Source organism: Sphingobacteriales bacterium (assembly GCA_016719635.1).
Lineage (GTDB): Bacteria > Bacteroidota > Bacteroidia > Chitinophagales > JADIYW01 > JADJSS01.
On the sequence record JADJYT010000015.1, the window covers coordinates 17,976 to 41,688 of the forward strand.

Consider the following 23,713-nt stretch of genomic DNA (forward strand, 5'->3'; position numbering starts at 1 on the left):
GCGTAAATAATGTGGTAGTCAGAACAAAAGTTGCAAGAAACCGTCTGGCTTTTTTATGAAGTCTAATATCAGGATATCAGTGTTATTGGTCTCCTTTCCAGTTCCTGAATTTCATGGTGTTTAAATAAGAAGATGGCGACTTCAACAGCGCACATCATGGCGGTAAATACCAATAAAATAAAAATTCCAATCACTTCATAAACCAATGTAACGTCAAATGGGTTGAAGATATCACTCCACGGCAGCTGTAAGCAGGAAATTCAGTAAAAAGGTATGGGTATGCCGTCGTCCAATATTTTATAATTTCTTTAACCCATTTAGAATGGTAAATCATCATCAAAACTCGGTTCCGTCAACGAGCCGGGAGTAGTGGATGAATCTGTCTCTGACTTATGTTCTGTCCCTGTCACCGGAGGGCGGATGATGGATCTTTCTTATCCAGCAACTGAAAATTCTCTACGACAATTTCAGTGGTGTATCGTTTGTTGCCCTCCTTGTCTTCCCAGGAGCGGGTTCTTAGTTTACCTTCAATAAAAACATTGGAGCCTTTCTTTAATATGCGTTCCGCCCGTTCCGCCACGCCGCGCCACATGACAATATTATGCCATTCCGTCTGTTCGGTATAAGTGCCATCCTGGTTTTTGTAGGATTCGTTGGTAGCTAATGGGAAATTACAAACTGTGGTCGTCGCATTAATCTTTCTAACTTCGGGGTCTTTGCCCAGTCGACCAATTAGAATAACTTTATTAACACTCATAGTTTTACAATTAGTTTACAAATATACGTATTTTGATGTCTGTCAATGATATTCGTTAATCTAAGATAAAAAATTTAATCTATCTGCCAAATAAGAACGGATAATTTTTGGATAAGCGTACTCAAATATGGATTTTTTGGCAATCCTGAGATAGGATTCATCCGGCTTCGGCAGCTTATTCAGCCTGATTTCACAGAAATAAGCGTTAATGTGTTGATGGGAGAGGGTTTGACGGTAGGTAAATGTTGGCCCATGGTCGACGGTCGATAGCCCGCCGTGTTTTTTTAATACGGAATTAGATGGAAACTGCGGGCTGTGGTCTGCGGGCTGTGCACTTTCCTCCATCGGAAACTCAAACAGCCCTTTCCAGATGTCCTTGTCCGTTCTTTGGCGGATGAATATGTTTTTGGCGTCGTGGAGGACGAAATAATGGAAATGCCGGTCTTTTTTAAACAGTTTCTTGGATTTGACAGGCAACAGGCGGATGGCATCCGATGCCAATGCCCTGCATTCCGAACTGAACGGACATTGCCCGCACAGTGGCTGCTGCGGTTTGCATATCAGTGCGCCGAAATCCATCAATGCCTGGTTGTGCAGTGCCGGATTCTTCCTGTCCAACAGCTTGTCCGCCAATGCTTCAAATTGCTGTTTTCCCGGAGTCGTGTCAATGGGTGTCTCAATGCCGAAAACCCTGGATAATACCCTGTAAACATTGCCGTCCACCACCGCGTGCGGCAGACCGTAGGCAAACGAAGCGATGGCCGCCGCCGTGTATCTCCCTATTCCTTTTAAGTCAAGGATGGCTTGATAGCCGGAAGGGAACTTTCCGTTGTGTTCATCCACAATCTGAAGGGCGGCGCTGTGCAGGTTTCTGGCGCGCGAATAATAGCCCAGCCCTTCCCACAGTTTCAGTACTTCGTCCAGCGGCGCAGATGCCAGTTTTCTGACGGTCGGATATTTTTTGATAAATGCCAGATAATAGGTTTTCCTTGTTCTACGCGGGTCTGCTGCAGGATGATTTCCGACAGCCATATTTTGTAGGCATCCTTTGTCTTCTTCCAAGGCAGATTTCGGTGCATGGGTCGTACCATTCGAGAGTTTCCGGGAGAACGATTTCATTTACGGGGTAAAAATAAAACTTTTAAATGAATCCAACCTCGAGGGTTGAAATCCAACCCTCGAGAACGGAAAAGATACTTAATATTAAAAAAACCCTAATTTCGTGTATATTAGTAAGTTAGTTAGAAATAATTTTGCATTTTTGTAATCCAATTAAACATGAACCATGAGAAAAGCAGACATTATCACCACCATTTCTGAGAAAACAGGGGTGCCTAAAGTAGACGTATTAGTAGCTGTGGAAGCCTTCTTTAAAGAAGTAAAAGACACCCGGCCGCCGGTGAAAATCTGTATGTGCGCGGTTTTGGCAGTTTTATCGTAAAAACGCGTAAAGCAAAAATCGGACGTAATATCAAGAAAAATATCGCCATTGAGATTCCGGAGCACCAGATTCCGGCATTCAAACCATCAAAAGTCTTTGTGGAGCAGATCAAGGAATCCAGTGCCAGGCGTCTAAAAGACAGCGAATAGTTAATTTACGACAGTGCAGAAGGGACAGATAGCATTAGGTGTAGGTACAATAATTTTAGCATTAGCACTTTATTTTGGCGGCAAAACTGTTGTTAAAAAAGAACAAACAGCAACAGTTAGCACTGGTTCGTTTTCTTTTGAGCAATATGAAGAGCAACAAACTGCAAAATTATTGCCTGCAGAAAAATCACAGTTAGCTGCTATTACCGAAGCTTTGAAAGCAGTAAAACCTGCAGATACCGCTACCTTTAAAAAGCTATACCTGCAAACTTCCGATTTCTGGAAAAATCTGAATAATCCGGCTTTGGGTGCTTATTATTTCTATCAATTTGCCAAAGTTGAAGTGGACTAAAGTAGCTATGGAAAATGCCGGTGATGTGCTTGTAAGTGCATATAAATCAACGGAAGACTCTGTTATTTTAAATAATTTAATTACCTTTGCGCTCCGTTCTTACGAAGATGCCGTTCTAAAAGATGGCAGTGATGTTGAATTGAAGATAAAACTGGCGGATGTATATGTACAGGGTTCGCAGGAACCGATGAAAGGAATCGGTCTATTGCGCCGGCTCTGGACAGCCTTCCGGACAACATTCCGGTCTTGTTGGCATTAGGCAGGTTATCCATTCAGTCCGGACAATACGACAAAGCGAAAGAGCGTTTGCAGAAAGTGCGGAAGTTGTCGCCGCAAAATACGGAAGCCATGTATTTTCTGGCCATAACCGAAGCGCAGTTAGGACATACGGAGGAAGCCATCAGGATGTTTGGAAATGTGCAAAGAGTTGGTAGGAACAAAGATTTTGATAAAGAAATAGACGAAGTCGTCAAAAATTTAAAAAGTAAAAAAGTTTAACTATGCCTTGCGGAAAAAAGAAAGCTTCACAAAATCGCGACGCACAAAAGAAAGAAAAGACTGAGAAAGAACCGTCACAAGAAGAAATAAGTCACAAGCCGTGAATAAAGAATACTTGCGGCTCACAACTAATAAACTAAACACATGATAAAAGAATTAGTGATACATGCTAATTCCAAAGGTGTTGAAATTGCGCTTCTTGAAAACAAAAAATTAGTCGAATTTCATCTGGATGCTTATGACAAAGAAGGTTTTGCAGCAGGAGATATTTACCTGGGAAGGGTAAAGAAAATAAATCCGGGATTAAATGCAGCCTTTATCGATATCGGGCATGAAAAAGATGCTTTCTACACTATTCAGATTTAAGTCCATATGTCCGTTCTGTCCGGAAGTTCAGTTCGGATGCGTTCAGGGGCGAGCAATCACACTTATTGGATACCTTTGAGTTTCAGACTACCATTCAGAAGAACGGGCAGATGGTGGATGCTTTGGAGAAAGGCGATATCCTTATTTTCCAGATTTCCAAAGAAGCCATCTCTACGAAAGGGCCGCGTCTGACCTGCGAATTATCCATTCCGGGAAGGTACGTGGTGCTGGTGCCGTTCACCAATACGGTCGGCATTTCCAAAAAAATTGATAAGCCGGAAGAACGAGACCGACTGCATGACATCATGCATCAGATTAAGCCGAAAAATTTCGGCTTCGTTGTTCGGACAAACGCGGAAGGTGTTGGAAAGGATGAACTGAAACACGATGTGCAGAACCTGATGAACAAGTGGAGAATCATGACGGAAATGCGCTACCAGAATCCGCCAAAGCTGCTGAAGGAGATGAACAAGACATTCTCCATCGTACGTGATTTGATGAACGACAGCTTTTCTAAAATCATTACCGATAATCCTACCTTACATGGCGATTTAAAGGCCTATATCAAAGAACATGCGCCGGAACAATCTTCCATCCTGAATAGATACGACGACAAAACGCCTTTGTTCGAAACGTTTGACATCAGCCGCCAGATAAAAACGGCTTTCGGAAAAACCGTCACCTTAAAAAGCGGCGCTTATGTCATCCTGGAGCATACGGAAGCGCTGCACGTCATTGACGTGAACAGCGGGCCTAAGGTGAAAAGAGATGTGGAACAGGATACGCATGCCTTTAACATCAATGTGGAGGCGGCACAGGAAATTTCGCGTCAGCTCCGCCTGCGTGATATCGGCGGTATCATCGTGATAGACTTTATTGATATGAAGTCGTCGGAATATAAGCATAAGCTGTACGAGGCGATGCTGGAAGCGATGAAACCCGACAAGGCGAAACATGTCATACTGCCGGTGAGTAAATTCGGGCTGATGGAAATCACCCGCCAACGGATGAAAGAACAAGTCAGTATTGATACCCGGGAGCCGTTGCTGCACGGCAACAGCAAATATAAAGTGGACCAGCCGCTGCAGATTATCGATAATATCGAAACGGAACTGATGCACCTGAAAACGCACGATGCTAAAAATTTTCTGCTTTATGTGCATCCGTTTATCTATGCCTATATGAAAAAGGATACCTTCTCGTTCCGGATGAACTGGTATTCGAAGATCAAGAAATGGGTTCGGTTAATCCAGGATTCCTCTCTGCATCTGGCAGAATACAAACTGGTGACGAAGGAAGGCGAAAAGGTATAATTGTCCACGTATCCTATGTTTGCAGAAGACGAATTTGAACTGTAGGATTTTAAATTTAAGTGGAAGTGTCTGTCAATAGCAGAAAATCTATATCGTCATAATCTCTTCTTCTTTCAGCTGCAGCATCTTGTCCACTTTGGCAATATGGTCGTTGGTTAACGTCTGGATGGTCTCTTCCGCATCTTTGCCAATGTCCTCGCTTAATCCGTCTTTCACCAATCCTTTAATCATTTCATTGCCGTCTTTGCGGGCGTTGCGTATAACGATTTTGGTCTGCTCACCGTGGTGTTTGGCTTGTTTTACCAGGTCGCGGCGGCGTTCTTCCGTCATTGGTGGTACGGACAATCGGATATTCTCTCCGTCGTTTTGCGGGGTAATGCCGATATTGCTTTGGAAGATGGCGCGTTCCACATCGCCGATGATTTTCCGTTCGAAGGGCTGTACCAACAATGTCCTCGCATCCAGTAATTTGATGCCAGCCACCTGGTTGATGGGAGTGGGCATGCCGTAGTATTCCACCATGATTCCCTGCAGCATATCAGGACTGGCTTTGCCGGCCCGCACCTTGCGTAGTTCGTCCTCCAGGTGTTTCAGACCTTTGTGCATGGAGTCCTTCGTTTCGTCGAGTATCATTTGTACTTCTTCTTCCATCGTTGTGCAATTTATGCTGGCAAAGATAAAATAAATAGTGGACAGTTAGCAGATGACAGTTGTCAAAATATGCAGCGCTGTTTTATAATTTCTTTAGTATTTGTATCATACAATAAAATTGTATAAATTTGATAACGATGAATCAGTTCTTAAAAGCAATAACGCTGTGGTTGTTATTTTTTCCGAACATTAGTAGGATACACGCGCAACAACTGTCATTAGTGCATTGTATGGATGGCGGCAGGTCGGAAATATTGCGTTCATTTGATGTTTTGCCTACCAGAGAATATTTGATGGACATCCGTTCAAACTCGAAATCGGCTTACTTTGAAAGGGATAATGTGGATTCTTTATCGTATTACTTCGGTACAAACTGGCTGGTAAAACTGGATGCCGACGGAGATACCTTGTGGGGTAAACGTCTCGCACATACAGAAAAAGCCTTACATACTGAATATTTTCCTTCATGGTTTGGTCTTATTCATTTCACAGTTTTTGGATATCCTCTTACCGATAATTTATACAGCGTACTTGATGATGAGATTATTCTGCATTACAATTTTTTGAATCCATACAGTTGGAATCCCCGTATGGAGTCATTAATGATTCGCTTAGAAACAACATTCTGGCATTTGGCATATTGAGGAGTGATAACGGAGCAGAGATGGTTGAACCGTTCCCGATAGATACGCTGACTTATTTTCCAAAGGATACATCAGTCGATATTGGACATTGTTTTGTAAACAAATTAAATGACAGCATTTACCAGATGGCAGTAATATATTCTAAAACACATCCCTATGCTTTTGAGTATGAGGGATGGGACTTAAGAATTTTACCGGATTAATATCAATTCGAAATCAGTAATCAAACGAAGTTATCCGGGGTATAACTATAAAATTTTCAAGACTAATGAGCACTTCTACCTATTAGAAACATCCGCTACCGGAGTCAACTTTTCAATGTTGTCTGAAGAAGCCGCTATTGTGCGTTCAACTTTTGAATATGGCGAATCAAACGATATACTTGATTTGCTGACAGTATTGGAGAATGGGAATTTAGTACTGGGTGGCGTAATCAATATCAATTCAAGCGATACCACGTTTCGGTATGCCATCGTATTGTACACAATTAATAAAGATGACCTGACCTATTCCGTACAAACTTTTATAAACCATCCGGATGCCCAGTATGTCAGCATGCAGATTAGTCCGGTAATGAATACGGTTAATCTTTACCCCTGGGATTTTAATTTGAGTAATTATCCCCAGACAGACCAAAAATCAACTTATTTTCTGATGACTGAATATATCACAGATATAGATACATTTTACAGTGCTAAATATTTATATAAAATGAAAGAGAGTACGGGGGAGATGGAGTGGTCTCATGCCATTGAAAATATAGAAGCGGTTTTGGCAATTGAATTAGAAGATGGGGTATTATTGCAGGAATACAATTTGAATGGAGATGGGCTTACTATTCCTGCGTATAGGAATGTATTTGAAAAAATGAATGCGTCCGGAACGCTTGTATGGTCATCCGTATTGCCTGATACCATCATTTTGGATAGTATTGTTTATTTCAGTAAAGAGATGGCTATGCCCAATGTGAAATTAAATTACGGTGATAAAATCGTGTTTAAAGCTGATTATATTGATACCACCAACAATAACAGCTATAATACCACCCCTTTCTATTTTATCTTGTCTTTAGCTGATGGAAAGGTGGAACGTATAAAGTTGCCATCAGGGTTCACCTCTAACGATTATAATCCCGGGACACAATACTTAAAGGATATCGTGTTTTTTAATAATACGTCTGACGAATTATTTATACTGACTGAGCGAAATAATCAATGTACAGATTCCTCTATGGGTGATATTGTCATTTACAAATATCAGGATATCCTGAATAATACGGTTAACAAGCCCTTGTCATCAGCGCAGGATATTACGATTTACCCCAATCCGGCTAATACGTCAATTGCGGTACGATTCAACGTACAAGGGAGAACAGAGAATGCATTTTATGTGATTTACGATTTTACCGGAAAGAATATAACATCCGGAAAATTAAATCCGGCAGAAACAATTGTCAATATTTCAAATATCCCGGCTGGGATGTATTTGCTACAAATAAACAGCGACAGGATGACCGAAACAAAAAGTTTCAAATCATAAAATAAAGAAAAAGAGAATTGAGTAGATACTTAAAATCTCACTACTTAATGCTAATTACTCACTATTAAATCAAGTTTTCTCCTCCTTCCTCGTCGAAAGGACACAGTGTACTCAAAAAATCCTAAACCTCAAATCCCCAAATCTCTTAACTCACCAACGTCCCAATCTTTTCACCTTGCAGGATGCGCAGGATATTGCCTCTTTCCTTGATGTTGAAGACGATGATAGGCATATGATTTTCCTTGCAGAGTGCAAAAGCCGTCTGGTCCATGACGCGCAGATTCTTTATCAGCACATCATCAAAGGAGATGGCTTCGTATTTGGTGGCATTCGGGTCTTTCTTCGGATCAGCCGAATAGATGCCGTCCACGCTGGTGCCCTTTAGAATGACATCCGCTTCAATCTCGTTGGCACGCAATGCCGCAGCCGTGTCGGTGGTAAAATACGGGTTGCCGGTACCGGCCGCCATGATGATGCATCTGCCTTTTTCCAGGTGACGCACGGCTCTTCTGCGGATATAGGGTTCACAAACCTGTGAGATGTTCAGAGCAGATAACAAACGGGTATAGATGCCGCGCGACTCAACGGCTCCCTGCAGCGCCATACCATTGATGATGGTGGCCAGCATGCCCATGTAGTCACCCTGTGAGCGTTCGATGCCGATATTGCCGGCCTGCAGGCCGCGGAAAATGTTGCCGCCGCCAATCACCACGCCTACCTGATAGCCGGCCTTAATCACTTCCACTATCTCATCGGCAAACAATCCGAGTGTGTCCGCCTTGATACCGAATTGCTGGTCGCCCATCAGGGCCTCGCCGCTAAGTTTGAGTAGTACTCGTTTGATAGGTTTGTTCATGGCAGGTGTTTTATAATAAGGTGTAATCTGTTAATTCAATGCTTTCATAACGATTCCCTGTATCAATCAGATTGCCGGAGCCATCTGTGAAATCTACATTAAAGCTATTGTTGATTTTTTCTAACTAATCCTTTTGTGAGAAGAATTCGGTAGTTTCAATAGATTGCGGGAAGAACTTCCTTAAATAGTTTAATTGATATTTACAGCATTGAAAGGTGCCTTTGGGCGTTGTGATTGTTGCTTCACCCAAATTCTTTTTCTCTATTTTAACCAGATCATTTTCCCTGTAAATCCAGTTGTCGGTATTAAAGCTCAAAATGACGGATATTGTTGAGTCAGGTTCTGCTATTTTTCCCAATTCCAGTATTCCGTCCTCATAGGAAGCTGGTTTTCTAACACGTAATAACTGAGAGATAAAACCCGGTTCACTTATATATTGTACAAAGGAAGAATTCTCATTGATACACAAAGCAAAAGATCTGTATGGATTCTTATTAGAATAACACTCTATTTTTTGCATAGTTTTTCCATCATAGATGGTATCTTTTACAACCGACAGATGAATGGTATCATAGGTGGTCGTATCACGAATGGTATTGTAGTCTGAAAGGATTGTTTGTACGTATGTCCAGGAATTTCCTGCTTTACAAGGAAATGAAGTCAGGTTACAGTTTGCCGTTGTACTTTTCTTGCAGGAAAAAAGCAGTAAAGAAACAAATGACAGAACAGCAAACTTTTTACTCATAGATACTATACAACATTAAATTTAAGCAAAAAAAAAGAGAGAATAAAATTCCCTCTTTTACTATTTACGAAAGTGTTACTCGCTTGAACGATAACACCGTCAAATCTTTGTCCACAGATTTCAGATATTGATCGACCGTCTTGCTGCCGTCTTTTACAAATGCCTGCGGCAATAAGGTATTTTCTTTCAGCATGGTGTTCACCGCGCCTTCCGCTATTTTATCCAGGATGTTTTCCGGTTTGCCAGCTGCAATCGCTTTTTCGCGGGCAATCGCTTTTTCTCTTTCTTTCAGCTCCTCCGATACGCCGCTCGCATCCACCGCTACCGGGTTCATCGCCGCGATTTGCATCGCCACGTCTTTACCTGCTGTAGCTATATCCTCATTCAGCGCTTTGTTCAGCTGAACCAATACGCCCATTCTGTATCCCATGTGGATGTAGGATACGACTCCTTCGCCTTCCACCACTTCGTATTTTTTCAATTCGATCTTTTCGCCGATTTTCGCTAAGGTATCCAGCAATTTATCCTGGATGGAAACACCGTCCAACTGAGCGTTCTGTAAATCTTCCAGCGTTTTAATTCTGTTGGTTAATGCTACCTCTGCAATGGATTTTGCCAGATTGATGAAGTCTTCATTTTTTGCAACGAAGTCCGTTTCAGAACTTAAGTTTACGGCACAGCCGAATTTTCCGTCCTCACTGGTTAAGGCGACAACAACACCTTCATTGGCTTCTCTGTCGGCACGGTTGGCGGCTATCTTGGCGCCTTTTTTTCTTAAATAATCGATTGCTGCTTCAAAATCACCGTTGGTTTCTGTCAATGCTTTTTTGCAATCCATGATACCGGCACCGGTTTCTTGTCTTAATTTATTTACTTCTGCTGCTGTGATAGTTACAGTTGACATGTTTAATTTAATTTGAGAATGAATGAATGCGAGAATGAATGAATGTTATTTCAATTAAACTCCTTTTACTTTTTAATTTATCCTTTTTAGTCCGATAAACTATTCCGCTGCTTCTGTTTCTACAGATGCTTTAGCGTCCGCTTCCGCTTTCGTTTCCGCTTCTTCCTTGTCTTTTTTGCGCTCTGCCAAACCTTCTTTGATCGCTTCTACCAGGTAGTTCGTGATTAGCTGGATGGATTTGGTGGCATCGTCGTTCGCCGGGATGGCGAAATCTACTTTCGTAGGGTCGCTGTTGGTATCCACCACACCGATGGTTTTGATGCCTAAGTTTTTTAGCTTCCGCCAGAGCGATGTGCTCGTGCGTGATGTCCACTAAGAACAGTGCAGCCTGGATACGGGGCAGGTTTTCGATACCGCCTAATACCTTGTCCAGCTTTTGCTGCTGACGGCCCAGCATCAGTCTTTCTTTCTTGGTGATGTTGTTCAATGCGCCATCGCCTAACATCTTTTCGATGTTTTGTTTTTTCTTAATGGATTTGCGGATAGTGACAAAATTTGTCAGCATACCACCTAACCAGCGCTCTGTAACGAAAGGCATGTTTACCTGTTTGGCAGCTTCCTGTACAATTTCTTTCGCCTGTTTTTTGGTAGCGACAAATAATATTTTTCTGCCGGATTTGGCGATGGAGCGAAGTGCGGCTGCAGCTTCTTCCAGTTTCTCCTGCGTCTTGTTCAAGTCGATGATGTGGATACCCTTACGTTCCATAAAGATGTACGGTAACATTTTAGGATTCCATTTTTTCTTTAAATGTCCGAAGTGTACTCCGGCATCCAACATTTCTTGCTGAGATAATTTAGACATTGCCATATGATTCTTATAAATTTTTGAAGATTAACGTTTACTGAACTGGAAGCTTTTACGGGCTTTTTTCTTACCGAATTTCTTGCGCTCCACCATACGTGAGTCACGAGTCATCAGGTTTTCTGCCTTTAAGGCAGGTTTCACCGTTTCATCGTTTTTCACCAAAGCACGGGCAATACCCAACGAGATGGCTTCTGCCTGTCCTTTGATGCCGCCGCCTTTTACATTGACGGTAATATCAAATTTGGAAGCAGCATCCAGCACGTTCAGCGGCTTCAATGCCCTGTCTACCAGCTGTTTTAATGCGATGTATTCCTTGATGTCTTTGCCATTAACGATAATGGTGCCTTTGCCGCTTTTTAAATAAACACGAGCAACTGCCGTTTTACGACGTCCTAATCCGTTGATTGTTTCCTTTGCCATTTATATTTTATTTGAATTTTAAAACTTCCGGTTTTTGTGCTGCATGCGGATGATCCGTTCCTGCAAACACGTGTAATTTTTTGAACATTGCTCTTCCTAAGCGGGTGCGCGGCAACATGTGGCTGATGGCGTTTTCCAGAACGAATTCCGGTTTTTTAACAAACGCTTCTTTTGGTGTCATGAAACGCTGTCCGCCCGGATAGCCGGTATGGCGGATATACACTTTATCCGTTAATTTTTTACCGGATAGATGTATTTTCTCCGCATTGATGATGATGACATGGTCACCGGTATCGATGTTCGGAGAATAAGAAGGTTTGTTTTTACCTTGTAAAATTTTGGCAATTTCAGAGCTGAGGCGTCCAAGTGTCTGGTTTTCAGCATCTACAATATACCATTTACGCACGATGTCTTTCGGCGTAGCTGTCTTGGTTCTGTAAGATAATGTATTCACTTTATTGAAATTTTCTGTTTTTTCCTTAAAATTGGACTGCAAAGGTAGTTTTTAGTAGTTGAATTACCAACTTTTACCCTCAATATTTTATATTGATTTAACACAACTCCTTGAAAATGAGCTTTTCGATGGACAAACTTTTTTTATGAAAAAGGGCAGGGTGGGCTATTTAGCCCACCCTGCCCTTTTATCAAAATATGGATTTATCAGTCTCTTCTTCGCACACCTGCAAAAATGGAGATATAATATAATAGCGTAACCAGGGAGCCTAATGCGGCTACCACATAGGTGGAAGCTGCCCATTTTAAGCCGTTTTTTGCTTTGTCGTATTCGTCACCCTGCAAAATCATGGTGGAGTCCAGCCATTTTAAGGCACGCGAGGAAGCATCGAATTCTACCGGTAAGGTGATGAAGCTAAACAGCGTGGTCAATGCGAATAAGATAATACCTGCCAGCAACACCCACGGAACGGTGCCTTTGGTGAACATCAATACGGCGAATCCGCCTAAGATCACCCATTGTACCCATTGGGAAGAAACCTGAACGACAGGTACCAACTTAGAACGCATGGTCAGCCAGCTGTATGCCGTTGCGTGCTGTACGGCGTGTCCGCATTCGTGTGCCGCAACCGAAGCTGCTGCCACATTGGATTGGGCATATACCCAGTCGCTCAGGTTGACCGTTTTGTCCAGCGGATTGTAATGGTCTGTCAATGCGCCGGGAACGGAAACCACTTTTACGTCAAATATTCCGTTATCGCGCAGCATTTTTTCAGCCACTTCCTTGCCGGTCAGATTGATCGGTATCTGTGAGTATTGTTTGAATCTGCGCTGCATGGTAAAACTCACCAACCAGCTAACGCCCATGATAATTATCGATATTAAATAAATTCCGTTCATCGTGTAATTTTATTTTTTTGATGTAACAAAGATACCGCAAAAATAGTTCCGAACCTGAATTTGCCAAAAAGGCAGATTTAAGTGTCACCTCTGAGTTTCCTGTAACGTTTTCTGGCTTCAATGGCGAAGGTGCTGTCCTTGTATTCAACAATGATTTTCTCGTAATATTGTTTTGCCTTCTCTTCGTTGTTCAGGAATTTCTGGTTCATCTCGCCGAGATAAAAAATGGCATTGTCGGCTAAAATATCGTCTCCGTAAAAAGATACTATCTTTTCCAGGTATTCCGCGGCTTTATCATAATGCTGCCTGTCCCGTTCGATTTTATATTTCAGATAGAGGATGTCATCCTGCAGGGCGGTGCCGCTGTAATTCTTAGTGATATCATTCAGCGTGTCTTCTGCCTCATCCAGTTTATTCTGGTAGCGCAACAAGTCTGACTTCGCGAATTTCAGCAACGCATAGTCAATGGTGTCGGTATTGAGGTTGTCTAAAATAAAGACGGATAAATCAATGGCATCATTGGATATGAATTCGGAGGTATTGGCCTTAATGATCTTCAATTGTGTCTGCGCCCACTCAAAATCACCTTTGTAATAGGCTAGCTTGGCATTTCTGAATTTAGCTTCTTCGCCCAGCGGATTCCCCTTCTGCTCTTTTTCCACCTGTGTATACAGCAATAAGCTTTCCCAGGGCTGGTCTGCAATCAGGTAGTAATCGCCTAAGTACATTTTTGCTTTTGCCAGCAGGTCTTTCGGAGCGCGGCTGTTTTCCGTCACAGGAATAACATGAGCGATGGCGGAATCTATATCATGTAAGTATAAGGCTTCTAATTGTGCCAGCTCCAGTATGGCATAGGTGGTGGTGTATTCGTTCTTGAAGGTACTGATGAAATTCTGATAGGTTTGTTTTAAAGAGAATAATTGCTCGTTGCTGTAGTTGGGGGAATTGACCAATTTATCCCTTTTAACATTAATGAGTTCCAGATTCGCACTGACATACCACGGGTAATTAGCACCTTTGTTAATTACATACTGATAACCCTTAATGGCAGCGTCGAAATCTTTCTGTTCAGCCGCGGTTTTAGAAATGCGCATGAGGTTTTCCCCGTCTTCCCTTCTCAGCAGGTCCAGGGATTTGGCCTGTAAAACGGCACCATCAAAATCATTACGCTGCATGTACAGCCAAACCAGCAGGTCCTGATAGACAAAGAGTGTCTTGTTAGCCTGGATGCGGAACAGCAGCTCTTTTTCCAAAGCATCTTTTGTCTTCTCATCCACCAGAGCCTTTTGTAATCCGTTTTCAATGGATGATAAATCAGTTGCCTGATAAGGAGCTTCGTCCAGATAGGCATTAATCATGCCGGTAATGTCATTTTTTAGAAACAGCAAATTCGCCAGATCTAAATTGAAAGCGGATCTGTCTTTCAGTATATCTTTTGCTTTCAGGTAGGTTTTCTGGGCGTAATCCAATTGTTTCAGCCGGATAAATTTTTCTGCTATCTGACCGATGGTGTATCTGTCAGGTTTCAGTTCTTTAATGGTTTTGGAAAACTGTTTTTCCGCATCCGGCTCTCTGTTCTGTTTTAGGTATAAATCAGCCAAATCCAGGATGTATAAGGGATTGCTGCCGGATTGTTTGTATTGTTGTTTGATGGTTTTCTCGGCCTTTTCGAAATCCTTCAGCTGTATCAATACACTCAGGTAGGCTTCATAATATTCAGTAGGGTTTTCACGATATAACTCAGCGTAATACTCAGCTGCTTTTGCGATTTCACCGTTTTGCAGAAACTGCCTTGCTAAAAATGCATCATAATCACCATCCTGGGCAATGGCGTGGACAGATAAAAAAACAGAAAGCAGGAAGGCGGTTTTTTTCACGAATTAAACATATCAAAAATAGTGCAGAAAATAAAGTTAATTAGTCTTATGTTTTGATTGTGACACCAGGATGCCCGTTAACACACCCAATCCATTTGCCGCAATATCCCATAAATCAAAACTTCTGTCCCGGATAAACGCAGTTCCCTGAATGTATTCGATGATTACACCCTGAGTGAGGCAGAGGAATGCAGCGGCGACAAGATGGGATGGCTTTACAGACTGTTGTTTGAAGGCGTGAATGATCAGCAGAAACAAAATAAGATATAAAATGACATGGACGATTTTGTCAAAATGGATTTTATCCAGCCAGTCTTCTTTTGGCAATGTGCTGCCGGGAATGAAACACAGAAAAAAAATAAATGCCGACCATAAAACAGCCGGCAAATAATTGTAAAGTATTTTCTTGTTCATTGGATTACTGCGTTGCGGAAGAGATCGCTTCGTATCTTGCGATCGAGATGCTCCGTCCGGCTTATCCGATTAATGCCTGATAAGCAGCAGCATCCAATAACGTTGCAATTTCATCCGGGTTGCTGATTCTTATTTTTATCATCCAGCCTTCACCGTACGGGTCTGAGTTGACCAGTTCCGGTTTGTCTTTCAGCACTTCGTTGAATTCAATCACTTCGCCACCAACAGGCATAAACAGATCAGAAACTGTCTTGACCGCTTCAACGGTGCCAAAGATGGCATCTTTTACAACCGTATCACCGACAGAGTCAATGTCGACATAAATAATATCGCCCAGTTCTTTTTGCGCAAATTCCGTGATGCCGATGACAGCGGTTTCGCCATCCGCACGCAGCCATTCGTGTTCTTTGGAGTACTTTAATTCAGCAGGAAAATTCATTTTTACGTATTTTTTACGAATGTAAGATTTTTATTACAAATCTTGTGCATTACGATTGAAATATCGGAATGTTTTCTGTCAGCGTTCAGGATTATCGGTTTCCCTGAAACTGTGATTAAGGGGTCAGTGAGAACCTGAAGGTGATACCACCTCTGTGCGAACTGGTAGGGTAGGAAGCTAAAGTGGCAGGAATCGTTTTTCTAAAGTCATAAAAAAGCCGGACATTCAGCTTGTTATTGATGATATAGTCGATTGTGGCGGCCAGCGAGATTGTTTTTTGCCCTCTTGTCGGCTCTGCAATATTTTGGTCCAAACGGTAGTTTACGGTCTTGTCGTCCCGGTAAGAGAAGTCAGCCCGCAGATTGATATCGTTGTTAAGCGTAATGCGTTTCCCTCTTATTTTAAACGGCAGTTTGAATTTCGCCAGTTTGTACCCAACAGCGGCAACATACTCGGTGGAGCGTGTTTCCGTCAGTCGGTAATCGAGCAAACTCAATCCGAGTGTACGGGATTTTTTAAATTCAAAATTCGTGATTAAGCTGTTTTTCCAGGCAATTTCCACACCCAACAGCGGAGAGAGTTGTTCCGTGATCGTAACCTGCGGAATCGTGTAATAAGAAAAGTAGTTACCTGACAAGGAGTCAATCTCCTGTGGCACTACATAAAGGTCTTCGTTAAAATAACCGGGCGTTCCGACATATTTCAAATTGGTGAGATAGGATCCTATACTGAAGGTTGAGTTGTATCCGTGTGTGATGTTAAATGAGGTAAATAATTTTTTACCCCATTTAGTTTTAGCAATACCATTATAAGATACTCTCCAGTTTGGCAGCGGAATGGTTTTCAGGGGGTTTAGGCGGACTTTATTCGGATCTTTTCCTGTATAGGCCGCAATTAATGCAGGTACCAGAACATCCTGCGAGAACGGTCCGTATCCCTCTTTAAAATTAGGAAGTTGTATGCTGTCGTTAATGTAGATGCCGGTAGAGTTTGGATTCAACGCGCCGAATTTCTGTGAATATATTTCTCGCAATTCCTGGAATTTATAGAATGCATTGCTGAAGTTGTTTTTATCTACCTTCCCGAAAATTGTATTCAGCATTAAAAATGACATGGACATATTACCGGTGACCTGTGGGGTCAGATGCTGAAACGGTCCGTTTGCGGATGTTTTCTTAAAAAATTCTGAAAATGTTTCCCCTTCTGTTTTTTGCATGGAGATGTCAACACGAAAATCCCTGAAAGGCTCCAAGGTGACGCGGAGGTTGAATGATTTCTGAGTAGTCTGAATAAACTGATAATTCATGGTGGTATCAGAAGAGATCAGGCCTTTTGCGGCAATCCTGTTGAGCCAGTTCGTATCTTTCTGAGCACCGAATAAAAATCCGGCACCCGGGGCCTTGTTTTTAAAGTCCTGGCCAAATAACAGCGGTGTCGGCATAAAACCCGGCAATAAAGTAGTATTCTTCACATCGTAGCTGAAAGATGCCCGTTGAAGCATTAAGAGCGGACGGATGACCGGATCTAATGTCGGATTGGCGGGTTCCAGCAACCTGCGTTTGTCCACCTTCAATTGCCATAAGTCATTCTTCAGTCTTTTTTTATCTTCTATCAGCCTTTTGATATCATCTTTTGTTTTCGAGGTATCTTTCTGGGCAATCTCTATGTCTTCTATTTTCTTCTCAATCTCTTCCTTTTTCTGGATGATCTTTGTTTTTGCCTGACTGTTCAGCTCTTCATATTTTGAATAGGCGTCCGCATACTCCTGTTTCGTTTTTCTCAGATCCGGTTGCGTATAGGGTTTTAAAAACTTAGCCTTTTGGTATAAACTTTTGAAATTCACATCAGCCGTTATCTGATAATCCTGCCCGTTTCGGAGGGTGTTACCCAAACTCTTTAAAGCCAATGGTGCTGCCACCCAGGAGTAGGTGGCACTGTAACGGGCTTTGACACTCATCCAGTCGAGAGATGGAAATAACTGCAGCGGCAGATTGTAAGATGCATTAAAGATATGCTCGTAATTTATATTTCTGCCAAATTTCCAGAAGTTCCGCCAAACGGAATCACGTTTAGCTTTGGTGTCTAACGCTCCTGCCGGCTCGTCAATCCGTGCTTTGTTGGTAGCCGTGAAATCTACATTGATCGATTTGGTGATATTGTATTTGATACTCCAGAATCGGTCCAGGGTAAAGTATTTGTCAAATGTCGGCTGAATCACCAATCCGTCATTTCCGATATCCCTGATTTTAGAGTAGGCGTACTGTCTGTTGATATCTGTCCGGAAAGTGACATTATTGGGTTTCAGGCTCAGATTGAATTCCTTGACTGGCCTGAGATGGATATTGTTGTTTTTCAATTTCTTGAACGGCTGCCAGGATAATGGCTTGGGCGAAAAATTCCAGCCAAGGGAACCTCTGTGCACGGTTATCACCTCTTTTTCTATGACCGGATTGCGTCGGTCTGTTTGCGTAAAGGCATATGACAGGTTGAAATTTTCCACATCATACACACGTGGTTGTTTATCCGGGTTGGTTCTTACTTTCTGCAGATTGGTGACATTAATGCTTTTGATGGTTGTTACATCCTGTGCAACGTATCTGGCAGAATCTTTCAATTCTTTCTTACGCTCTTTCGATAAATTCGGATCTGCATCTATAGTGCTGAATTTATCCTTTAATTTAACGTCCAGTTCGTAGGGATCGTATTGTGGTGTACTGATTGTTTGAGAGAACTGGGTATAAACCGGAATTTTCAAACCCGCTTTTTCAGGCAATAAATTACCCAATTGCAGATTTGCAGCGATGTCATATTGGAAATAGTTATCCCTGTAACGCTGATTCAGTCTTTGTTCCAGGTCACCATAGCCGATGGTATGCATATTGCCCGCAATAACCAGATTTCCCAGATTTCCGAGTTGTAAATCAACCCTGCCCATCGCAGCCCATCCGCTCTGTTCGTCAAATCCGGACATCCGCAGCTCATTGACCCATATCTCTGCACATTTCGACAAACCGTCATCCGTGGCATCATTCTCACCTATAATCCTTTTTGGGTTTTTAATTCCAATCATAAAGACCGAAGCAACTCCCAGGTCCGGATTTCCCTTAATGCTTATTTTTGACCCATTGCCAAGAGTGACATCATACGGAAGTATCAGGGAGGCATTGCTTTGATTGCGAACTTGTTTTACCTTGGTAAGCGAATCCAGTAAGATATTCATCTGGTTGGAGTCCGGCCATATTAATCTTCTGTCAGCATCGGACTGAGGATTGTAACTGCCCGGCAAGGTTACTTTCAGCGGAAGTTCATATTCATAATAATTATCCGTGAAATCGGAGCCTATCCGTATGAAAGCACTGACATCGTTATCTTTTATCGGGAATGAACTTCCTTTGTCGCCGGGGAAATTCTCCGCATGTGTAAATAACTTGATTCTTTTGTAATTGCGTAAATCAAGGTTAGTTACCCGGTAAACGGCACGTGCATCACCGTCTTTCAATTCACATACCTGCAAACTCATGGACTGCTCGTTCTGTAAGGCGTTGTTGTAACCGCTGATATTCTGTTCCCGGTTTATGCCGGGCGGAATGGCGTAAGGAATCGGGCTCCTGCTGGAGTTTTCTTCCACACTTACGGAGGAGATGTTAAAGTCTGTGTTGGAAACATCATCACCCGGCAGTTCTTCGCCCGGATTGGCCAGTGATAAATCATAGCGTCTCCATTGGTTTCTTACGAGGGAAAACTGGGCAAAGCGCAATGTTACCGGCTGCTCAAAATCCGCCAGTAATAAACGGACAAAGCGGATAGAACGAAAATCGGAAATATTGCCGACCCTTTGCTCATATTCTTTAATTGGTATCTTGATCTGATACCAGTATGCGGAGTCATTTGAATTTAAGGGTACAGCCACTTTATCTGCAACAAAAGGGGAATTAGCCAGACTTGATTCGTCGAAAGCCACCCTATACTGAAAGAATTCTTCGGTTTCGTTGAGGGTATTATCGTTATTCAAATCTTCATTATCAGGTTGTGTCTTCGAATTTCCGTTTACATTTCCACCCACCAGGTTGTTGGAAGAGTTTCCCTGTGTGTTGGAAAAGTCTTTATAGCGCGTGATTACATTATCATTTGCCAAAAACCTCGAGTCTCTGTGAAAGATATAATCGTCATTGGAAGGGTCTGTATTGGCTTTTGTTAATATATCCGGATTGGTAACAATGGTTGCCAGTCTGGAAATAAAATCGGCATAGAAATTCTTTTCGGCGTCATCATCCAATCCGTCTAATCCTACGTCCTGTTTTGTTATTACATCCGGATCTGCATCAAATTGATTGGTTAAGGCATTCTGAATGGTTGGTGTAACACCCCAGGAGGATGTATCTACCGTGGTTGCCGCATTGGGACGCGGTAATCCGTTCTCATACTGTTTACGGGAGTCTTTTAAAATATCCTCCGATAAATTTCCGAGTTGCAAATACAGGTTCCCTTTTCTATTGCCGCCAGGGAATTTAAACGGATCCAGTACCCAGAACTGAATGAATTCAATATTGGCAGCCTCAAAATCGCTGGTGGTTTCAATGGTGCGCATGATACCGCCCCATCTCGTTTCCGGATTATTGAGTTTGCCGCTTGCCGATACCCCTCTGGAGTAGGGAGTAGGTGTTGTTTCAAAGTTATACGGACCTCTTTCGTCCGGGAAATAAGATAAATCCAATGTGAAAAGCGGAGGGTTGTTGATGGTGGCGTTTTCCCGGTTGCGGAATACATCGCGTTCAAAATACTGACGGGTATATATATTGTCTTTAGTAGCCTGTGCGGTGGCATCATCCAACGGATTACTGCCCAATGCTCCCTGAAAGACAGGGTCGATAGAATACCACGATAACTTAGCCCTGTTAAATCCGTAGGCTAAGCTGTCACTCAGCCGGGCTTCCGGGAATTTTTCTGCACCGAATCTGTCAGGCATGCCTTTTGGTGCGGATGCCAGTGACCAGGTCAAAAAACTCCCTCTTAAATCAAAATTGGTACTGGCTCCTTCGAAATCATCCACATAGACGGTACCGGCATTGTCTATATTAATTGCTTTAGAATGTCCAGGCATAAAATGTGCCGCCTCCGCAGATACGGATATTTTAGAGGCAGTGGTTAAATCCTGAGCGGTTATCTTGTTAAAGGCTCTTGACAATCCTTTTGACTCCGTGGAATAATTTATATCCAGCCCTATAACATTGTTTTTGACAGGATCATCGTTGAAGTTTACTTTTTGTGTAAACGGCCTTTCTGCCAAATGAAGGTGGGTGAAACCAATGGTAAAGTTTTTGTTGACACTGTAATCCAGACGCGTGCCCATGAGAGTTTTATTGACAACGCCGAATAGTACATTGTTTTCAAATTTTATATCAATAGGAACACCCGCGTTCAGGACACCCTGGTTCACTATTATTACTTCACCAATACCATAGTTGACGGTGTAATCCACATTTTCAGTCAGCAAATTACCACCGGCGCTAACGCTTACAGAACCTTGGGGTAAATTAAATGCACCCGGCAATCTGAATGTACTGTTGTCGGTACCGCGATAGGACCCTTTCATTAAAAAGCGGTTAAACTCCGGAAATTGAGTGGCCGCCGTTTTGGTCGTGTCATACAGATACCGGTATACATAATTGGAAGCAATGGCAGGATCTCCGATGGCATTGCCTAAAGAACTGCCAAATGGTTCCAGTACGGGAAAGTATATTTTACCGTTTCTGGGACTGATGGTTACATTTGGAATAAAGTCAAATCGTCCGTCCGGTTGCGGATCGAGCTGATTGTTCACATTATCCAGGTTCAGCGCCCTGATTAACTGCAATCCGGATATATTACCCCCGTCGGGAAGATAGCGTTTCTGCCCGCCTCCCGGATCTATATAGTAAATATCAAAAAAGAATTGTTCCGGGCTGATATTATAAGCATTTAATGAATAAACGTTCTTCATCATCAGATCCCATATGGGTTCTGTTGTACGAACGGATGTCGCTTTCAATAATTTTAATACTAAAATCTGGTCTTTTGTTTTCGTCGTGTCGGCTAAAGGAGGGAGGTCAGTTGCAAACTCACCCATCTGGTATACTTTTCCGTTAACGGTGTATTGTATGGCGACCCCCAATACTTCATCCGGACGCAATTGCTGGTTTAAGGAGATATAACCTAACTGCGGATTAAAGTAGTATTCCGTCGCAGCTAATTTTCGTGCACTTGTTTTTTCAAAATCATCGACAGAGCGCAACCCGTTGCTTTCCAGAAAACTGATACACCTGCTCGGGTCTCGGAAATTAATGGCATTGGCGCTGTTCGTGACTATATTATATAAATTATTGGAGTTGCTTTCAGGGTATGCATTGGTGTTTCCATTCAGCAAAGAAGGATTATATACTTTGCTGATTTCTCCCAAATCCTGAAATGCCACTATCTCTCTGACGTTTTCAGTCTGACGTGTTTTATTGGTCACCCATACTTCTATACGGTTGATAACGGTCTGAGCGCCCACAAAAGGCAGGCGGCTTAGGCTTTGTTCATAGGTATCTCTGAAGTATTGTGCTATAAAAAAGTGCCGGTTGTCTTCGTATTCATCCGCCTTGATCGAGAATTTCTTGGTTTGGGCGCCGTTTTCAATCCTGACACTTTCTGTTTTTGATTTTTGTTGTGATAAGATGTTGGTGATGGTCAGTCGTCCGAATTTCAACTGGGATTTCATCCCGAAGAGATTCTGAGGCCCTTTGATGAGGGCACTTCGTAAAGGAAGGCTAACATTACCGAATTCCAATGCCTGGATGATATCATCTTCCTTTCCCTTGTAGGCTAATTTTAACTGGTTTTCAAAGGAAAATCCAGATTTGGTGTTATAGTTGATGCCCAATTTTATTTTGTCACCAACGGAAGCCTGCAGCCCGAGCTGGATGTTCATGTCAAAATCAAAATTGACCGTTCTGCGTTGATTTTGGAGCAGGACGGGGTTATCTGTTCGTTGTGAATTAACCCCAACCGTAACATCTACGTTGCCCTGGGGTTTAATTTCGATTTTGGTGCCGCCTAAAAAACGGTTAAACAACTCGGGACCCTGATACAGGAAAGGCTGTTTGCTTTTTCGTTCTGCAAGGTCAATAGCCCTGGAACGCTGCTGGAAATACGTTTGTTCGGATTGCTGTTTCGAATATTCGAGGTATTCATCATACGTCATGTATGTCGGGGCCTTGTAATACGTGTCTCCGATTTTCTCATACACGATAAACTTGTTTGTTTTAGGGTCGTATTCCACCTTCTGGGTGATGATTTTGGGGTCTTTTAAATCGATGGTGGAGGAAGGCTTCGTACTGTAAAAGTCGGTATTTCTGTCCTGTAAAGGAAAGCGAAGACCGGATTTGGAAGTATCAGATTGGGTAAAACCCTTCAGGTTGCTACACACTAAAGCAAAAAATACAATCCTACTTATATAAGTACTATAAAATCTTTTTCTCACTAACAATTATAAGTGTGTGTGCTACAAATCTACAAATTTTTTAAGCTTAATTTTATCAATTCCTCTACGGACTGAACAGGATGGCTTTCTTTTAAAGCCTTTTGTATTGCCTTCTCCGCCTGTATTTTTTGAAAGCCGAGCATATTCAGGGCTGCTAAAGCTTCATCGTTCATCACGGCATGACTGCCGGATGCTGCCTTCATTTCCATACCATCCTGCATGGGTTCTCTTTTCAGCTTATCTTTTAATTCCAAAATCAACCGTTGGGCGGATTTAGGCCCAATTCCCTTTATTGATTGTATTAAACGTACATTTTCCTGTGTTATTGCCCTTTGGAATTCCTGTGTTGACATGGATGATAATACGAGTCTGGCTGTGTTCGGACCTATGCCGGAAACGGAAATCAGGTGCAGGAACATGCTCTTTTCATCTTCGGTGTAGAACCCAAAAAGCAGATGGGCATCTTCCCGAACCACGAGGTGGATAAAAAGTCTTATATTATCCGTATGCTCTATCTGAGAAAAAGTAGATAAGGAGATATGGATGAAATAACCCACACCATTGCAATCCAGATATACATGAGTGGGTGTTTTATAAGTGATTTTTCCGGTCAGGTAAGCGTACATAGA

At 42.4% G+C, this 23,713-nt stretch carries 19 protein-coding genes and 4 pseudogenes; 8 read left to right on the top strand and 15 right to left on the bottom strand.

Annotated features, from left to right (window positions below; genetic code table 11):
• Nucleotides 1-406 precede the first annotated feature (406 nt).
• Nucleotides 407-757: a single-stranded DNA-binding protein gene (locus IPM95_14555; protein MBK9330483.1), complete on the bottom strand. Its 351-nt coding sequence runs from the start codon at nucleotides 755-757 to the stop codon at nucleotides 407-409.
• Nucleotides 758-817: 60 nt separating this feature from the next.
• A pseudogene (mutY, locus tag IPM95_14560) lies at nucleotides 818-1,836 on the bottom strand (A/G-specific adenine glycosylase).
• Between the two features lie 206 nt (nucleotides 1,837-2,042).
• Here mutY and IPM95_14565 point away from each other — a divergent pair.
• From IPM95_14565 to IPM95_14585, 5 genes and pseudogenes are all read left to right on the top strand, one after another.
• Nucleotides 2,043-2,347: pseudogene (locus IPM95_14565) on the top strand (integration host factor subunit beta).
• A gap of 13 nt (nucleotides 2,348-2,360) precedes the next feature.
• Nucleotides 2,361-2,699 carry a hypothetical protein gene (locus tag IPM95_14570; protein ID MBK9330484.1) on the top strand — a complete coding sequence of 113 codons (339 nt, stop codon included), beginning with the start codon at nucleotides 2,361-2,363 and terminating at the stop codon, nucleotides 2,697-2,699.
• Complete coding sequence (locus tag IPM95_14575; protein ID MBK9330485.1) at nucleotides 2,686-2,958, top strand: hypothetical protein; 273 nt, start codon at nucleotides 2,686-2,688, stop codon at nucleotides 2,956-2,958. The genes IPM95_14570 and IPM95_14575 overlap by 14 nt, the downstream gene beginning before the upstream one ends.
• The gene (locus tag IPM95_14580; protein MBK9330486.1) at nucleotides 2,946-3,197 is read left to right on the top strand and encodes a tetratricopeptide repeat protein; all 252 of its coding nucleotides are present in this window, start codon (nucleotides 2,946-2,948) and stop codon (nucleotides 3,195-3,197) included. Before IPM95_14575 ends, IPM95_14580 begins: the two co-directional genes overlap by 13 nt.
• Before the next feature lie 144 nt (nucleotides 3,198-3,341).
• Nucleotides 3,342-4,876: pseudogene (locus IPM95_14585) on the top strand (ribonuclease E/G).
• An 87-nt stretch (nucleotides 4,877-4,963) separates the two neighbouring features.
• On the opposite strand, the gene frr reads toward IPM95_14585, so the two are convergent.
• Complete coding sequence (gene frr, locus IPM95_14590) at nucleotides 4,964-5,527, bottom strand: ribosome recycling factor (GenBank protein ID MBK9330487.1); 564 nt, start codon at nucleotides 5,525-5,527, stop codon at nucleotides 4,964-4,966.
• 137 nt (nucleotides 5,528-5,664) lie between these two features.
• Here frr and IPM95_14595 point away from each other — a divergent pair, with 137 nt between their 5' ends.
• The 3 genes from IPM95_14595 to IPM95_14605 all read left to right on the top strand — a co-directional run bounded on the left by IPM95_14595 (nucleotide 5,665) and on the right by IPM95_14605 (nucleotide 7,710).
• Nucleotides 5,665-6,171, top strand: a complete 507-nt coding sequence (locus IPM95_14595) for a hypothetical protein (GenBank protein ID MBK9330488.1) — start codon at nucleotides 5,665-5,667, stop codon at nucleotides 6,169-6,171.
• Between the two features lie 20 nt (nucleotides 6,172-6,191).
• Complete coding sequence (locus tag IPM95_14600; protein ID MBK9330489.1) at nucleotides 6,192-6,374, top strand: hypothetical protein; 183 nt, start codon at nucleotides 6,192-6,194, stop codon at nucleotides 6,372-6,374.
• Between the two features lie 118 nt (nucleotides 6,375-6,492).
• Nucleotides 6,493-7,710, top strand: a complete 1,218-nt coding sequence (locus IPM95_14605) for a T9SS type A sorting domain-containing protein (protein MBK9330490.1) — start codon at nucleotides 6,493-6,495, stop codon at nucleotides 7,708-7,710.
• A gap of 145 nt (nucleotides 7,711-7,855) precedes the next feature.
• Here IPM95_14605 and IPM95_14610 read toward each other — a convergent pair whose 3' ends face one another.
• The 12 genes and pseudogenes from IPM95_14610 to ruvA form a co-directional block, all read right to left on the bottom strand.
• A complete protein-coding gene (locus IPM95_14610) occupies nucleotides 7,856-8,566 on the bottom strand; it encodes a UMP kinase (GenBank protein ID MBK9330491.1) in 711 nt (236 codons plus the stop codon).
• A 124-nt stretch (nucleotides 8,567-8,690) separates the two neighbouring features.
• Complete coding sequence (locus tag IPM95_14615) at nucleotides 8,691-9,311, bottom strand: hypothetical protein (GenBank protein ID MBK9330492.1); 621 nt, start codon at nucleotides 9,309-9,311, stop codon at nucleotides 8,691-8,693.
• Between the two features lie 64 nt (nucleotides 9,312-9,375).
• Complete coding sequence (locus tag IPM95_14620) at nucleotides 9,376-10,215, bottom strand: elongation factor Ts (GenBank protein ID MBK9330493.1); 840 nt, start codon at nucleotides 10,213-10,215, stop codon at nucleotides 9,376-9,378.
• A gap of 99 nt (nucleotides 10,216-10,314) precedes the next feature.
• Nucleotides 10,315-11,077, bottom strand: a pseudogene (gene rpsB / locus IPM95_14625) (30S ribosomal protein S2).
• A 30-nt stretch (nucleotides 11,078-11,107) separates the two neighbouring features.
• Entirely contained in the window at nucleotides 11,108-11,500 is a 393-nt protein-coding gene (rpsI, locus tag IPM95_14630; GenBank protein ID MBK9330494.1) for a 30S ribosomal protein S9, read from the bottom strand.
• 7 nt (nucleotides 11,501-11,507) lie between these two features.
• Nucleotides 11,508-11,954 (bottom strand): 50S ribosomal protein L13, encoded by a 447-nt coding sequence (rplM, locus tag IPM95_14635; protein MBK9330495.1) that lies wholly within the window; start codon nucleotides 11,952-11,954, stop codon nucleotides 11,508-11,510.
• 206 nt (nucleotides 11,955-12,160) lie between these two features.
• Nucleotides 12,161-12,853: a zinc metallopeptidase gene (locus IPM95_14640; protein MBK9330496.1), complete on the bottom strand. Its 693-nt coding sequence runs from the start codon at nucleotides 12,851-12,853 to the stop codon at nucleotides 12,161-12,163.
• A gap of 77 nt (nucleotides 12,854-12,930) precedes the next feature.
• The gene (locus tag IPM95_14645; protein MBK9330497.1) at nucleotides 12,931-14,730 is read right to left on the bottom strand and encodes a tetratricopeptide repeat protein; all 1,800 of its coding nucleotides are present in this window, start codon (nucleotides 14,728-14,730) and stop codon (nucleotides 12,931-12,933) included.
• Between the two features lie 36 nt (nucleotides 14,731-14,766).
• Nucleotides 14,767-15,144, bottom strand: coding sequence for a VanZ family protein (vanZ, locus tag IPM95_14650; protein MBK9330498.1), 378 nt, complete (start codon nucleotides 15,142-15,144; stop codon nucleotides 14,767-14,769).
• A 61-nt stretch (nucleotides 15,145-15,205) separates the two neighbouring features.
• Nucleotides 15,206-15,583, bottom strand: a complete 378-nt coding sequence (gene gcvH, locus IPM95_14655) for a glycine cleavage system protein GcvH (protein ID MBK9330499.1) — start codon at nucleotides 15,581-15,583, stop codon at nucleotides 15,206-15,208.
• Nucleotides 15,584-15,698: 115 nt separating this feature from the next.
• Nucleotides 15,699-23,030, bottom strand: a complete 7,332-nt coding sequence (gene sprA, locus IPM95_14660) for a cell surface protein SprA (protein MBK9330500.1) — start codon at nucleotides 23,028-23,030, stop codon at nucleotides 15,699-15,701.
• A gap of 83 nt (nucleotides 23,031-23,113) precedes the next feature.
• A complete protein-coding gene (gene ruvA / locus IPM95_14665; protein ID MBK9330501.1) occupies nucleotides 23,114-23,710 on the bottom strand; it encodes a Holliday junction branch migration protein RuvA in 597 nt (198 codons plus the stop codon).
• Nucleotides 23,711-23,713: the final 3 nt, after the last annotated feature.